Annotated in this window: 9 protein-coding genes and 2 pseudogenes; 4 read left to right on the top strand and 7 right to left on the bottom strand. The window is 44.1% G+C overall.

Going from position 1 to position 14,357, the window contains the following annotated elements:
* Positions 1 to 14: 14 nt before the first annotated feature.
* The 3 genes and pseudogenes from NXV01_RS07100 to folP all read right to left on the bottom strand — a co-directional run bounded on the left by NXV01_RS07100 (position 15) and on the right by folP (position 4,190).
* Positions 15 to 2,350, bottom strand: a pseudogene (locus tag NXV01_RS07100) (beta-galactosidase).
* A 197-nt stretch (positions 2,351 to 2,547) separates the two neighbouring features.
* Positions 2,548 to 3,312: a diadenylate cyclase CdaA gene (cdaA, locus tag NXV01_RS07095; RefSeq protein WP_148363998.1), complete on the bottom strand. Its 765-nt coding sequence runs from the start codon at positions 3,310 to 3,312 to the stop codon at positions 2,548 to 2,550.
* A gap of 11 nt (positions 3,313 to 3,323) precedes the next feature.
* Complete coding sequence (folP, locus tag NXV01_RS07090; protein ID WP_195650099.1) at positions 3,324 to 4,190, bottom strand: dihydropteroate synthase; 867 nt, start codon at positions 4,188 to 4,190, stop codon at positions 3,324 to 3,326.
* A gap of 117 nt (positions 4,191 to 4,307) precedes the next feature.
* On the opposite strand from folP, the gene NXV01_RS07085 reads away from it, so the two are divergent.
* Positions 4,308 to 6,323, top strand: coding sequence for a HAMP domain-containing sensor histidine kinase (locus NXV01_RS07085; protein ID WP_148363999.1), 2,016 nt, complete (start codon positions 4,308 to 4,310; stop codon positions 6,321 to 6,323).
* Positions 6,324 to 6,400: 77 nt separating this feature from the next.
* Positions 6,401 to 7,696 carry a UDP-N-acetylmuramoyl-tripeptide--D-alanyl-D-alanine ligase gene (gene murF, locus NXV01_RS07080; RefSeq protein WP_259022069.1) on the top strand — a complete coding sequence of 432 codons (1,296 nt, stop codon included), beginning with the start codon at positions 6,401 to 6,403 and terminating at the stop codon, positions 7,694 to 7,696.
* Positions 7,697 to 7,814: 118 nt separating this feature from the next.
* Here murF and NXV01_RS07075 read toward each other — a convergent pair whose 3' ends face one another.
* Entirely contained in the window at positions 7,815 to 8,207 is a 393-nt protein-coding gene (locus tag NXV01_RS07075; RefSeq protein ID WP_148364001.1) for a VanZ family protein, read from the bottom strand.
* 102 nt (positions 8,208 to 8,309) lie between these two features.
* Between NXV01_RS07075 and NXV01_RS07070 the strand changes: the two genes are divergently transcribed.
* Positions 8,310 to 9,680: a sodium-dependent transporter gene (locus NXV01_RS07070; RefSeq protein ID WP_195650101.1), complete on the top strand. Its 1,371-nt coding sequence runs from the start codon at positions 8,310 to 8,312 to the stop codon at positions 9,678 to 9,680.
* Entirely contained in the window at positions 9,680 to 10,591 is a 912-nt protein-coding gene (locus tag NXV01_RS07065) for a helix-hairpin-helix domain-containing protein (protein ID WP_259022068.1), read from the top strand. Before NXV01_RS07070 ends, NXV01_RS07065 begins: the two co-directional genes overlap by 1 nt.
* 182 nt (positions 10,592 to 10,773) lie before the next feature.
* On the opposite strand, the gene NXV01_RS07060 is transcribed toward NXV01_RS07065, so the two are convergent.
* The 3 genes and pseudogenes from NXV01_RS07060 to NXV01_RS07050 all read right to left on the bottom strand — a co-directional run bounded on the left by NXV01_RS07060 (position 10,774) and on the right by NXV01_RS07050 (position 14,288).
* Positions 10,774 to 11,430, bottom strand: a complete 657-nt coding sequence (locus NXV01_RS07060) for an ABC transporter ATP-binding protein (protein WP_148364243.1) — start codon at positions 11,428 to 11,430, stop codon at positions 10,774 to 10,776.
* A 7-nt stretch (positions 11,431 to 11,437) separates the two neighbouring features.
* On the bottom strand, positions 11,438 to 12,172 hold the full coding sequence (locus NXV01_RS07055; protein WP_234132554.1) for a ThiF family adenylyltransferase: 735 nt from the start codon (positions 12,170 to 12,172) through the stop codon (positions 11,438 to 11,440).
* Positions 12,154 to 14,288, bottom strand: a pseudogene (locus tag NXV01_RS07050) (cation:proton antiporter). Before NXV01_RS07050 ends, NXV01_RS07055 begins: the two are co-directional and overlap by 19 nt.
* Between the last annotated feature and the right edge of the window lie 69 nt (positions 14,289 to 14,357).

The following is a 14,357-nucleotide window of genomic DNA, read 5'->3' as shown; positions in this document are numbered from 1 at the left end:
TGTTCATTCACTGTTTAGTAGTTGAAATCAGCAGGTTTCACATATACGCGATATTCCTTAATCATACCCGGATACCCTTTTTCGGCGCGGGGCAGATAGCGGAAACCGGTCACATTTTCCACTTTGCTCAAGTCAATTACCAATTGATGAGGATAAGGAACATTGTCCACTGTCATCCAGAAAGTGGATTCCTGCAAGTCGAATATCTTGTCGGCTGTACGGTTGCCACTACGTGTTTCTTCACTATCGGCATAACGAATCTTCCAATGTTCGCGGGATACCGGTTTACCATCAGCTCCCAAGACATCAAACTCCGCTATCGCTGCGATGTTATCATTTGCTTGCGGAGAAAGTGCTTCCAGACAGAAATAACGTCCTTTCACCGGAGTGATAAATCGTACCTCCTGCCAGCCGTTGCCCGGAGTGAAAGCTCCTTCGTGAACCACTTTCTCACCCGTCAGTTTCAGTTTCTCTCCATCCTTGCGGTGTGTTTCGGGAGCTTTTTCACGAAGCACATCGAGAATTGGTTTCTTCAAACCTTTGATGGAAGCCCGGGTAGGACCTTTCAAATCCAGAACAAGAATTTCATTCTCTCCTTCTTTCAACCAGCACCCTGGCATAAAGAGAGTCTGCTGCGGACCGATCTCCCAAAAACGCCCCATTGCATGACCGTTCACCCAGACCATGCCTTTCCCCCATGTGCTCATATCCAGAAAAGTATCTCCTACTTTATCCAGTGTGAAGGTAGTCTTGTAATAGGCAGGCATAGTCGGTAACATCTTTTTATCGCTATATTTCTTATCTTTTATAAAGGAATAATCTACCGGGAAGTTATACACCGTCCAGTTTTTCAATTCCTTAGCCCGGTTACCCGAAATAAGTTCCACCTTTTCGGTGATTCCTTTGCGGTCGTGGATAGATTTGTCAAAGTTAACACGTCCCATTGCTTCCACAAGAATATCCAGTTGTGTGCCTTTTTTCAGTGCGGGCAGGGTCGTTGTAAATTCTCCTTTACGACGGTCTAAACGTGCCAGCAGTTTACCGTCGGCATATATCTGCGCCCAGTCGTGCACTTCCGTAATTTTCAAAGTGGTGCCTGCAAGAATAGTTTCGGACAATGTGGTGCGATACAGAATCGTTCCCCATCCCTGGTTGAATGATTCCATCGGTTGAATATCCACCGTTTGTTTTGCCTCCGGCAGATTCGAGAAAAGCGGAGCCACTTTATGGAAGTGAAACTCGGGGATTTCAATAACAGGCAGAGCTGCGGGTACTGCGGGCAGTGTTTCACCTGCCGGAAGATAGTTTTTCAACAAGTCACGAAGCAAGAAAAACTTGTCGGTCGTCCATCCGGGTTCGCTAATCGGAGCATCATAATCGTATGAGCTGCACATGGCGGAATAAGCCGGGTTGTTCGCACCTCCCCAATGTCCGAAAGTCGTTCCTCCGTGAGTCATATACAGACTGAAAGAGATGTTCCGGTCGAGCATATCCTTGATGCCCTGTACCATATCTTTTGCAGGACGTGTCTCATGTTTGCGTCCCCAGTGGTCGAACCATCCGCTCCAGAACTCGCTACACATCAACGGAGTTTCGGGGCGAAGTTCTTTGAGTTTTTTAAATTGCTGGTCGATATTGGCACCCGTTCCGAAATTCACTGTCCAAATCAGGTCATCGAGCGCATTATTGGTGAAGTTACTGCTCCAGTCACATTGAAACAGAGGTACATCGGTAAAACCGGATTCACGAACCAGGTCGCGCACGGCAGAAACATAAGGTTTGTCGATTCCATAAGAACCGTATTCGTTCTCTACCTGCACCATGATGATATTTCCCCCTTATTCACTTGCAGCGGAGCCAGTTGCTTGCCTACTTCTTTCATAAAGACGCCTACCCGTTCCATATAATAGGGATCGAGCGTACGCAAGGCTATATCTTTTTTCTTCAACAGCCACCAGGGAAGTCCCCCCATCTCCCACTCCGCACATACATACGGACCGGGACGGACAATGACATACATACCGTGTTTCTGTGCCGCACGGCAGAAAGCTGCAATATCATTCTGACCGGAAAAATCGAACTTACCTTCTTCCTGCTCATGGATATTCCAGAAAATATAAATACAAATAGTATTCATGCCTAATGCCTTGCACATCTCAATGCGATGTTCCCAATAAGCTTGCGGGATGCGGGTGTAGTGCAACTCGGCAGCCTTCACCACAAACGGTTTTCCATCCAGCAAGAATGTGTTCTTGCCTGCCTCAAACTTCCGTGCGGTAGTTTGCGCCTGTGCAGTACTAAAGAAAATAACTGTAAAAAGTACCAGTAAAGCAATCAATCTGTTTTTCATGGTTTATTCAAAAATAGAATTTTAATAGTATACGGCAAAGGTAGGCGATTCACCTAAAAAGGAGGGCATAATTATCATTCAAAAAGGGTTGGAAATAAAGCAAAATAGCGCCAAATAGCAGATAAAACAACAATGGTCAAACAATGATGGTCATAAAATGACCATCATTGTTTGACCATTGCCTTACCAATATAAAATCAGTTTTCTTTTGTCAATAGACTTTCCAGTTCTTCCGCATTCAGGCGGAGGTAGAATTGTCCGCGATAGGCCACGGAGATACCACCTGTTTCTTCTGAAACAATAATGGCATGCGCATCCGATTGCTGTGAAATTCCCATCGCTGCGCGATGCCGCAAGCCAAGCTCCTTCGGTATATTCAAATCATGGGACACAGGAAGAATACATCCCGCTGCCTTGATACGTTTTTTGCTGATGACCATCGCTCCGTCGTGCAACGGACTATTCTTAAAAAAGATATTCTCGATTAAACGCTGATTGATTGCCGCATCAATCAATTCGCCCGTACGAACGACTTCATCTAAAGGAGTGTTATGCTCAATGACAATCAATGCGCCGACTTTTTGTTTGCCCATACTTAAACAGGCCATTACCACGGGCATGATATCATCGTGCTTCAACGACTCTTTTTTCGATCCGCTAAAGAGACGTGCCAATGCACTGACATGACGGTGAGATCCCAAAGTCAAAAGGAAACGGCGTATCTCATCTTGAAAAAGAACAATCAACGCTATCACACCCACATTCATCAACGTGTCGAAAATAGAGCCCAACAGCTTCATCTCCAACACTTGAGTCACCACCAGCCAGATCAGGATAAAAACCAGGATACCGGTGAATACCTTAATAGAACCGGAAGCTTTCATCAGTTTGTAGGTATAGTACAAAACAAAAGCCACCAGCAGAATATCGATAAAATCTTTTATGCCAAACTCAAAAAACATGCACCCTCCTCTTATTTGTCATATCCACTCTCTATTTTTAATTTCTCTGTGATCCGGACAGCTTCCACCGCCTCACGCACATCATGTACACGCAGGATGTGTGCTCCTTTCATTAACGCAACAGTGTCCAATACGGTTGTCCCGTTCAATGAATCTTGCGGGGTTCCCCCCAATAATCTATAAATCATTGATTTCCGCGAAACTCCCACTAAAACGGGAAGCTCGAATATATGGAACTCTTCCAGATGTGCCATCAGTTCATAATTATGCTCCAACGTTTTTCCGAATCCGAATCCCGGATCGAGAATGATATCTTTCACTCCCAAGTCGCGAAGTTGCTGCACTTTACGAGCGAAATACAGGAAAATGTCTTTAATCAGGTTATCATAAGACGGCTCTTTCTGCATACTTTGGGGAGTTCCCTGCATATGCATCATAATATAGGGCACTCCCAAGTCGGCGACTGTCTGAAACATCCGATGGTCCATTTCACCGGCAGCTATGTCATTAATAATAGCAACTCCATAATCTTTCACACATTCTTCCGCTACATCAGCCCGGAAAGTATCAACAGAAATGATGGCTTCCGGATGATTACGGTTCAGAATTTCCAGACCGGTACGCAGTCTGCCCATCTCTTCTTCAGCAGAAATATGTTCGGCATTCGGCCGTGAAGAATAAGCTCCTATATCAATAATCGAAGCACCTTCATCAAGTATCTGCCGCGCCCGGGCAGCAATGTCTTCTTCAGTCTGCATCCGGCTGCCGGAATAAAAAGAATCGGGAGTAACATTCAAAATTCCCATCACCTGCGGAGTAGCAAGATCGAGCAACCGCCCTTTTACATTTATATAAGTAGGAGATATAGGTTTCATCATTGACAACATTCCTTTTAGATCGCCTACAAATGTAGATAAAAAAAGCAAGTATTCGTACTAAAAAGAAGAAATAAACGTATATTTGCAAACTATAGAAGAAACCGAAAAATTCATACCATGAGCCGATTAACCCTATTTCACGTAGGATTTCTTTTCCTCATTTTGCCCTTTGCCACTACTGCTAAAGCTCAAAAAGAGGCTGAAACTTTCAATGTTGACTCTACTCTCTATGAATATTATCAACGTTGTCAAGAATACTTGTTAGATCCTATTGTGCTTAACATGTCCGACACATTGTTCAGAATGGCCGGTGAACGACATGATGAACGAATGCAGGCAGTAGCCATAGCCACCCAACTGGATTACTATTATTTCCAGGGGACCCATGAAGATAGCGTAATCTACTATACCAACAAAGTAAAAGAATTCGCCAAAGCCACCCATCAGCCTAAATATTATTATTTTGCATGGGCGAACAGATTAATCACTTACTATCTAAAAACAAGCAGAACAAACATAGCACTTTATGAAGTGCAAAAGATGTTAAAAGAAGCACAGGAAGAGGATGACAAAACCGGTCTGTCCCGTTGCTACAATATCATGTCACAAATCTACACCATCAAAAGATTCGATTCGATGGCGGGTGAATGGCGGTTGAAAGAAATCGAACTGACTGAAAAATACAATATCGAAAACTATAACATTTCCCAGACCTATGCCCAGATAGCCAACTATTACATCAGCCGGGAAAAACAAAAAGAAGCATTGGAAGCTATGGAAAAGGCCGTTGCAACAGCCAATTCTTCTACACAGCAAATATCTGCCAAGTTGGAGTACGTAAACTACTACAGTAAGTTTGGTGACTTTCAGGCAGCCGAAAAAATATTGAAGGAATGCCAGGCCGCATTCGAACAGGATAAAAGACTGGAATCGATCAAAAAAAGGCTATATAATATAGAATGTTTATACTACCAGCAGACCAGGCAATATCAAAAAGCACTGGAAGCTGCAGAAAGGCAAGAAAAGGAAGAGCGCCGTTTAAGTGAAAGCATACTTAGCAGCAACCACTATCGCACACAGGGAGAAATCTACCAAAAGATGGGGAATATGAACATGGCAGTCAAATTTCTGCAAATGTATATCAACGCAGATGACTCTTTAAAAATAGCCAATGAGCAAGTAGCCAGCAGCGAATTCGCCACCTTGCTAAACGTTGAGAAGCTCAATGCCGAAAAGAAAGAACTAACGCTCCAGACACAGGAAAAAGAGTTGCATAATAAAACAACATTGATTATCTCATTGATTATTTTATTAGGCGTTCTTTTCTTATTCCTTTATAGAGAAAACTTCCTGAAACGCAAACTGAAAGTTTCGGAAGCGGAACTTAAAACAAGAAATGAAGAACTTACTGTATCGAGGGAAGAATTACGTAAAGCGAAGGATATAGCGGAAGCAAACAGCCGGATGAAAACCACATTCATCCAAAGCATGACTCATGAAATCCGTACACCGCTCAACTCCATTGTAGGCTTCTCGCAGGTGTTAAGCGATCACTATAGCAACAATCCGGAAACACAGGAATTTGTCAATATTATCAAGAGCAACAGTAACGACTTGCTCCGACTGGTCACTGATGTGCTCGCTCTGTCCGAACTGGATCAATACGAACAACTGCCCACAGATGATGAAACAGACATGAATACGATCTGTCAACTTGCCTCTGAAGTGGCCAAAGACAACAGGCAGAAAGAAGTGGAAGTCCTGTTCGAGCCTGCAAGAGAAAACCTGCTCATACGCAGTAATTCGGAACGTATATCACAAGCGTTGAACAACTTGGCGCATAACGCCGCTAAATTCACGACTCACGGCAGTATTCGCATAGCTTATTCCATACTGGAAGCTGAAAAGAAAATTGAAATCAGTGTCACCGATACAGGAACAGGCATCCCGACAAATCAACAGGAGGCAGTATTTCAACGTTTCTACAAAATGGATTCTTTCACACAGGGAACCGGTCTCGGACTTCCGATATGCCGGAGTATCGCCGAGAAGTTAGGAGGCAGCCTCCGGATCGATTCTTCCTATACGGACGGATGCCGGATGATACTGACTCTTCCTTTGGTATATGCCTAAGTAAAAATCTGTCCGAACTCCCGTCAAATCCGAAAGAATAGCCTATCTTTGCAACGTTTTAAATAAAAGATCAGGTTATGAAACTTTCTGCTCTTTACCAGATTTTTCTGGATTGCCAATCAGTTACTACTGATAGCCGGAACTGCCCAGACGGTTCTTTATTTATCGCCTTGAAAGGTGAGTCGTTCAACGGTAATGCATTTGCTAAGTTAGCGCTGGACTCCGGATGCGCATTTGCCGTTATCGATGAGGCCGAATATGCCATAGAAGGCGATCAACGATATATACTTGTAGACAACTGTCTGCAAACAATGCAGCAGCTTGCCAACTATCATCGCCGCCAACTCGGGACGCGAGTGATCGGCATTACCGGAACTAACGGAAAGACGACCACCAAAGAGTTAATCTCCAGCGTTCTCTGCCAAGCTCATAATGTGCTTTATACCTTAGGTAATCTCAACAATCACATCGGTGTACCGACCACTCTGCTACGATTGAAGCCGGAACATGACCTTGCTGTCATCGAGATGGGTGCCAATCATCCGGGAGAAATCAAGTTTCTTTGCGAAATAGCCGAACCGGATTATGGCATTATCACCAACGTAGGCAAGGCTCACCTGGAAGGATTCGGTTCTTTCGAAGGAGTGATTAAGACTAAAGGAGAATTGTACGATTTCCTCCGTAAGAAAGACGCCATTACCTTTATCCATCACGATAACGCCTATTTGATGAATATCTCACAGGGATTGAACCTGACTCCTTATGGAACAGAAGAGAATCTCTATGTTAACGGGCGAATCACCGGCAATTCACCTTATCTCGCTTTCGAATGGAAAGCCGGTAAGGACGGTGAACGCCATCAGGTTCGCACACAGTTGATCGGAGAATATAATTTCCCGAATGCCCTGGCTGCCATCACCATCGGACGTTTCTTCGGAGTGGAAGCAAAGAAGATCAACGAAGCTTTGGAAGGGTATACACCACAAAACAATCGCTCTCAACTTAAAAAGACAAAAGATAACACGCTGATCATCGACGCATATAATGCAAACCCGACCAGTATGATGGCTGCCTTGCAAAACTTCCGGAACATGACAGTCCCTCACAAGATGCTCATATTAGGAGATATGCGCGAACTGGGTGCTGAAAGCCCGGCCGAACATCAGAAAATCGTTGATTACATCAAAGAAAGTGGTTTTGAGAAAGTATGGCTCGTAGGAGAACTGTTTGCCGCAAGCGAACATTCTTTTAAAACTTACGCCAATGCGCAGGAAGTTATAAAGAATCTGCAAGCAGACAAACCTAAAGGATATACCATTCTAATTAAAGGTTCCAATGGAATCAAACTTAGTTCAACGGTAGAATACTTATAATTATACTATTTTTTCAGGCACGGATTACGCGGATTACACGGTCGCTTTATAAATGCTAATTCTAAAATCCGTGTAATCCGCGTAATCCGTGCCTGAAAATCCTTCTAGCCAGCAAATTTCAATCAGCCTTCATCATCCTCGGTCGTACGACATAATAGGCCACTAAACTAGCCAGAATCGCTCCCGTAGTATTAGCTGCAAAATCCAACCAGTCTCCTCCCCGGTAAGTAGTGCAATACTCCTGCAGTAATTCCACACAACCACTAAAAAGTACAGGACAGAAGAATGCACCTACCCACGCATGCCACATCGGAGCATTGTCCCTGCGATGCGCACGCAGAAATTCCAGCCACAACATGCCCGACATACCCAAATACATACAGACATGAACCAGTTTGTCGAGGTTGGGAATTTCATTTAAATCCGTCTTAGGCGGTTTAAAGAACGACAGATAAATCACTGTCAGAATAATAAAAAGCGAGATCGGATATTTCTTAATATAAGATAGCATATCTAAATAATATTACAATTATCGTGCAAATATAAGTATCATTTTCTATATTTGCATTTTATACGTGCATTTTATAACGATTTGTAAGATAAAACAAGATTTATGGCAAAAAATGATAGAGCAAACTTCGGCAGTAAATTAGGGGTCATACTCGCTTCTGCCGGCTCTGCAGTCGGACTGGGTAATATATGGAGGTTTCCCTATGAAACGGGAAATCATGGAGGTGCGGCATTTATATTGATCTATTTAGGCTGCATCTTTCTTCTGGGACTACCTATTATGATTGCCGAGTTTCTGATAGGACGCCGTTCGAGAGCCAACACAGCAAGAGCGTATCAGAAATTAGCCCCTGGAACACATTGGCGTTGGGTAGGACGCATGGGAGTATTGGCCGGTTTCCTGATACTTAGTTATTATGCCGTAGTAGCAGGCTGGACGCTTGAATATATTCTTGAAGCTGCGACCAACGGCTTTGCCGGAAAAAACTCCGGAGAATTCATCTCTTCTTTCCAGCAATTCTCCAGTAGTCCGTGGAGACCGGTTGTATGGTTGGTAGCCTTCTTGTTAATCACTCATTTCATCATCGTGAAAGGAGTGGAAAAAGGAATCGAAAAGTCCTCCAAAATCATGATGCCTACCTTATTTATCATTATCCTCATACTGGTAGTTTGCTCGGTTACTTTGCCGGGAGCCGGTGCAGGCATTGAATTCCTGCTCAAGCCTGACTTTAGCAAAGTGGACGGGAATGTGTTTTTGAGTGCCATGGGACAGGCTTTCTTCTCTTTGAGCTTGGGAATGGGATGTCTTTGTACATACGCCTCCTATTTCAGTAAAGAAACCAACCTGACTAAAACAGCTTTCAGCGTAGGAATCATTGACACTTTTGTAGCGATACTAGCCGGTTTTATCATCTTCCCGGCTGCTTTTTCAGTAGGCATACAACCTGATTCAGGTCCGAGCCTGATCTTTATCACACTGCCTAATGTATTCCAACAGGCATTCAGCGGAGTCCCCATACTGGCATATATATTCTCTGTCATGTTCTACGCGTTATTGGCAATGGCTGCTTTAACCTCCACCATTTCCTTGCACGAAGTAGTAACCGCTTATTTACATGAGGAGTTCAAGCTTTCCCGTGGAAAAGCAGCAAGGTTAGTCACCGGCGGTTGTATCTTCCTCGGAATATTCTGTTCATTATCACTGGGAGTCATGAAAGGATTTACTATTTTCGGTCTGGGTCTGTTCGATCTCTTCGACTTCTTAACAGCTAAAATCATGTTACCACTTGGCGGATTGTGTATTTCGCTCTTCACCGGATGGTATCTGGACAAGAAGATTGTATGGTCAGAGATTACCAACGACGGTTCATTAAAGATACCGGTATACAAACTCATTATCTTTATATTAAAATATATCGCACCAATCGCCATCTCACTGATATTTATCAATGAACTGGGATTGATCAAGCTATAATGTGGAAAGACTTCCTTTATTATACTAAAACTGAACGACAAGGCATTATCGTCCTTGTCGTTCTTATTTTAGGAGTATATGCCGCTCCTAAACTCTTCTCCTTTTTCAAGCACGCTGAAGATACCGACTGCAAAGAGAATGAGAAGTTCGATAAAGAATACAACGACTTTATTTCTGTCCTCCGGGAAACCAAACCTCACCAAAAGTCCGGTCCTTCTTTTCAATCATCCCCTCAAAGGGAAATCAAGCTTGCGATATTCGACCCGAACACCGCAGACTCCACCACTCTCCTGTCACTCGGACTACCTTCCCGGATGGTAAAGAATATCCTGCATTATCGTAATAAACAAGGCAAATTCCGCCATCCGGAGGATTTCCGGAAGATTTATGGTCTAACCGAAGAACAATACCGGACTCTTTATCCCTATATCCAAATTACAAAAGATTTCAGTTCAAAGGATACGGTACGATTATTAACCGCACAAAGTGTACAACGGGACACACTCATGAAATATCTCCCCGGAACCATCATCAGCCTCAACTCCGCAGATACCACCGAACTGAAAAAGATTCCGGGAATCGGAAGCAGCATTGCCCGGATGATGGTGAATTACCGCGAAAGGCTGGGAGGCTTTTTCCGAATAGAGCAGTTACAGGAGATTCATCTAAAGGCAGAGAAACTCCGTCCGTGGTTTTCCATTGACATCCAGCAGACACGCCGTATCAATTTAAATAAAGCCGGTATGGAACGAATGCTGCATCATCCATACATAAACTACTACCAAGCAAAGGTTATCATAGAATATCGGAAAAAGAAAGGATCCTTAAAAAGTCTGAAGCAATTATCTCTTTACGAAGAGTTCACTCCTATTGATCTTGAACGGTTAGAACCCTACATTTGTTATAATTAATAAAAAAAAGATGCATTCCTATCACACCAGACAAGAATGCATCACACACAAACAAAACAAACACTCTACTATCATCTTCACAGACTTCCGTAGAGAAGCGACTATAAATATATAACTAAAAGATAGAACACTTGCAAGGCTCTACCTTTTTGGTATACATTTTTAGAAATTAGGTTCTCTAATTAATCTTTTTTAATCATACCATCCACCATATGAACGGTCCGGTCCGTAATTTTGGCAAGCCCCTCGTCATGCGTCACAATGACAAAAGTCTGCCCCAGACGGTCCCTCAAATCGAAGAACAGTTGATGTAAATCTTCTTTATTATGTGTATCCAGACTACCGGATGGTTCGTCTGCCAGAATAACTGCCGGATCGTTGATTAAAGCCCTCGCTACCGCTACCCGCTGCTTCTCCCCTCCCGACAATTCGTTCGGTTTATGAGAAGCCCGGTCAACCAGTCCCATAAAATCCAGAATCTTCACTGCGCGTTCGTGCGCCTCTTTGGAAGACACCCCGGCAATTAGGGCGGGAATCATCACATTTTCCAATGCCGTGAACTCCGGCAGTAGTTGGTGAAACTGGAAAACAAAACCAATATTCTTATTACGAAAAGCGGATAGTTCTTTTTCTTTCATCCGGCTCACCACTGTTCCGTCAATCTGTACCACACCTGCGTCCGGTTCATCTAAAGTGCCCATTATCTGCAATAACGTAGTTTTACCCGCACCGCTCGGGCCTACAATACTAACAATTTCTCCTTTGTTGATTTCCAGATCAATGCCTTTCAGCACCTGTAATGAGCCGAAACTCTTCGTAATCCCTTCTAGTTTTATCATCATAGCCTTATAATCGTTTAATGACATATTCAGCCAGATAGCACCCGAACACGGCCGGCATATAACTGACTGTTCCACATGTCGATTTCTTATTCTGCTCATCCTCCGTCAGCAATACGGCCTTCGGATCGGCTTGTTCCGTACTGAACACCACCGGAAGTTTCCGTTTCATTCCCATCTTCTGCAAACGCTTCCGTACCGCCTTGCTCAAACCGCAATGATACGTCTCCCAAAGATCGGCAAAACGAACCTGGGTGATGTCACTCTTCGCCCCTGCTCCCATACTGGAGACAATCTTTATACGACGTTTCATCGCTTCATAAATCAGAAAGCATTTCGGACTGATCGTATCAATAGCATCTACTATAAAATCATATTTATCGGCATCCAGCAGTTCCGGTATATTTTCATCCTTCAGGTAAACAGGCAGGACAGTCAGCTCAATCGCCGGATTTATATCTTTATAACGGGCTGCCAACACCTCCGCTTTCGTCCTCCCCAACGTGGAATGCATGGCCGGCAACTGACGGTTCAGATTGGTAGGCTGCACCGTATCGGCATCTACAATCGTCATCCGCCCGACACCTGCACGGCAGATCATCTCGGCGGCATAAGCACCTACTCCACCCAGTCCCACGACCAATACGTGTGCATTCCGGATGCGCTCCATCTTTTCCTCCCCTAACAGGAGTTCCGTTCTCTGTTGCCAGTCGTATCTTTCCATTAGTTTTTCTTTAGCCATTTATAGAACCATTTGCCGACCTTCTCATAATGTTGAGACTCATTATGTCCACGAGGATCGGAGAATGACACAATTTCCTGCGGTTCGCCAAACTGGTCGGGATACAGGATTATCAAACTATTATTAGAGAAATATTTTCCTAATTGTGCCGGCAGGCGCTCAAAAGAGGGATCATAAGAGATAGATCCGCGACGGGCAGAGATAACTACCAATAAATGGTCATAATTCACCTGCCCTGTCAACAGCAAGAGATCCTCCCACTCCTCCAATATGGAGAATTCTGTCGGGGTACCTGCATGTCTCTTTTTCACAAGTTGCTGAATACGCATCAACGTACGCTCATTGGCAAAGAAATGCACCCGACAGCCCAAGATACTTCCCATACGGCAGAAGTGTTCCACCCATTTAGAGAACCCCGATTCATATTCAGCCTTCGGCGGAACGGCAATATTGATTCGACGCAGGGTATTAACAGGCATCAGGAATTTGGCAATCATCACTTCACGATGCGTACCTTTCAGCAGACTTTCAGCCAGATGTCCGAAGAAAGAGTCGACAATATTTGCCTTCCGGTGCAAACCGATCACAATATCCGTAGCCTCATACTCTTTGATCGTATGGATAATCCCCGAAGCAATATTCAAATCATAACGACTCACCATCGTAACAGGCACATCAGCGGCAGCGGCAATCATGGCAGCCTTCTCCAGATTACGTTTGCCCTGCTGCTCTTTTTCTCCGAGCTATTATTATCGTTGATAACATTCAACGCAACCAATGCATTCTTCTGCTTGGCATCCTTTATCACTAAAGCCAGATTGACCAGATCTTCAATCGTCTCCGGATTAGCGACCGGAATCAAGATTTGTTCCTTATTTATCTGTTTAGCTTCTTCTTCCGCTTGCACATTTTCATCCAAAGCAAAACGACGGGCCGAACGTTCGGTCACCAAAGAACTGATGACACAAGTGAAAAGTATCATCACTACCGTACCGTTCAAGACATCATCATTCAGCAACCGCTCTCCATTCTCCATTATGATTTCATGACCGATCAACACTGCCGCCAGCGTAGCTGCGGCCTGCGCATTGCTTAAACCGAATATCATGCTCCGTTCATTCGACTGCATCCGATAGATCTTTTGTGTGATCCAGGCAGCCAGCCATTTACTAAAGGTTGCCACCACTGTCATCACAACAGCTACCTTCAATGCTTCACCTCCGGTAAACAGGCTTCTTACATCAATAATCATTCCGACACCAATCAGGAAATAGGGAATAAACAACGCATTTCCCACAAATTCCAACCGGTTCATCAAAGGAGATACATGAGGAATCAGGCGATTCAATACCAAACCGGCCAGAAAAGCTCCTAAAATTCCCTCCATCCCTACAAATTCCATCAATCCTCCTCCGAGGAAAACCATCGCCAGCACAAACACAAACTGCATCACGCTGTCATCGTACTTCCGGAAGAACCAGCGTCCGATACGGGGGAAAAAGAATACAATCAGGAATCCGAGGAAAGCCACTTTTGCCACAAGAAATACCCAGAACCAGCCATCGACAGTCCCCTTAAACATGCCTCCTATGACGGCAAGAATAATCAAAGCAAGGGTGACGGTGACAGCAGTACCACCAATGGTTATATTGACACTGCGCAAACGCGACAGTCCATAACGACTAATAATGGGATAGGCAATTAAGGTGTGGGAAGCATACATACTTGCCAACAGCACTGCCGTGAGAAAACCGTACCCCAGCATACTCATACTACTCCATATTCCCAACGCCATAGGAATCAGAAAAGTGAGCCAGCCGAACACGAAACTTTTTGTCCGGTTCTTCTTGAAATCCTCCATATCCATCTCAAGACCGGCAAGGAACATGATATAATAGAGTCCTACTTTGCCGAACAGTTCGAAACTACTGTCACGGTCGAGCACATGAAAGCCATGTTCGCCAATCAGCACACCTGCCAGAATCATGCCTATAATATGAGGTATATGGAGACGCCCTAAAATCATCGGAGCAAAAAGAATGATTATCAGTACCAAAAAGAATACCCAGGTCGGATCAGAAATAGGCAGCGTTAAATTGAGATCAAACAGGTTCATAGACTGTGGTTTTAGGAATTCTCTGCAAAGGAACAAAAAAGTTTGCAGAATCACAATGAATGTTCTGAC

The organism is Bacteroides sp. BFG-606, from assembly GCF_024788145.1.
Lineage (GTDB): Bacteria > Bacteroidota > Bacteroidia > Bacteroidales > Bacteroidaceae > Bacteroides > Bacteroides vicugnae.
This window is presented reverse-complemented; position numbering and strand designations above follow the sequence as displayed.

Coding starts and splice junctions, on each gene's coding strand:
- NXV01_RS07060 (WP_148364243.1), bottom strand. CDS start 11,430: ATGATAAAACTAGAAGGGATTACGAAGAGTTTCGGCTCATTACAGGTG.
- murF (WP_259022069.1), top strand. CDS start 6,401: ATGAAACTTTCTGCTCTTTACCAGATTTTTCTGGATTGCCAATCAGTT.
- NXV01_RS07085 (WP_148363999.1), top strand. CDS start 4,308: ATGAGCCGATTAACCCTATTTCACGTAGGATTTCTTTTCCTCATTTTG.
- folP (WP_195650099.1), bottom strand. CDS start 4,190: ATGATGAAACCTATATCTCCTACTTATATAAATGTAAAAGGGCGGTTG.
- NXV01_RS07055 (WP_234132554.1), bottom strand. CDS start 12,172: ATGGCTAAAGAAAAACTAATGGAAAGATACGACTGGCAACAGAGAACG.
- cdaA (WP_148363998.1), bottom strand. CDS start 3,312: ATGTTTTTTGAGTTTGGCATAAAAGATTTTATCGATATTCTGCTGGTG.
- NXV01_RS07065 (WP_259022068.1), top strand. CDS start 9,680: ATGTGGAAAGACTTCCTTTATTATACTAAAACTGAACGACAAGGCATT.
- NXV01_RS07075 (WP_148364001.1), bottom strand. CDS start 8,207: ATGCTATCTTATATTAAGAAATATCCGATCTCGCTTTTTATTATTCTG.
- NXV01_RS07070 (WP_195650101.1), top strand. CDS start 8,310: ATGGCAAAAAATGATAGAGCAAACTTCGGCAGTAAATTAGGGGTCATA.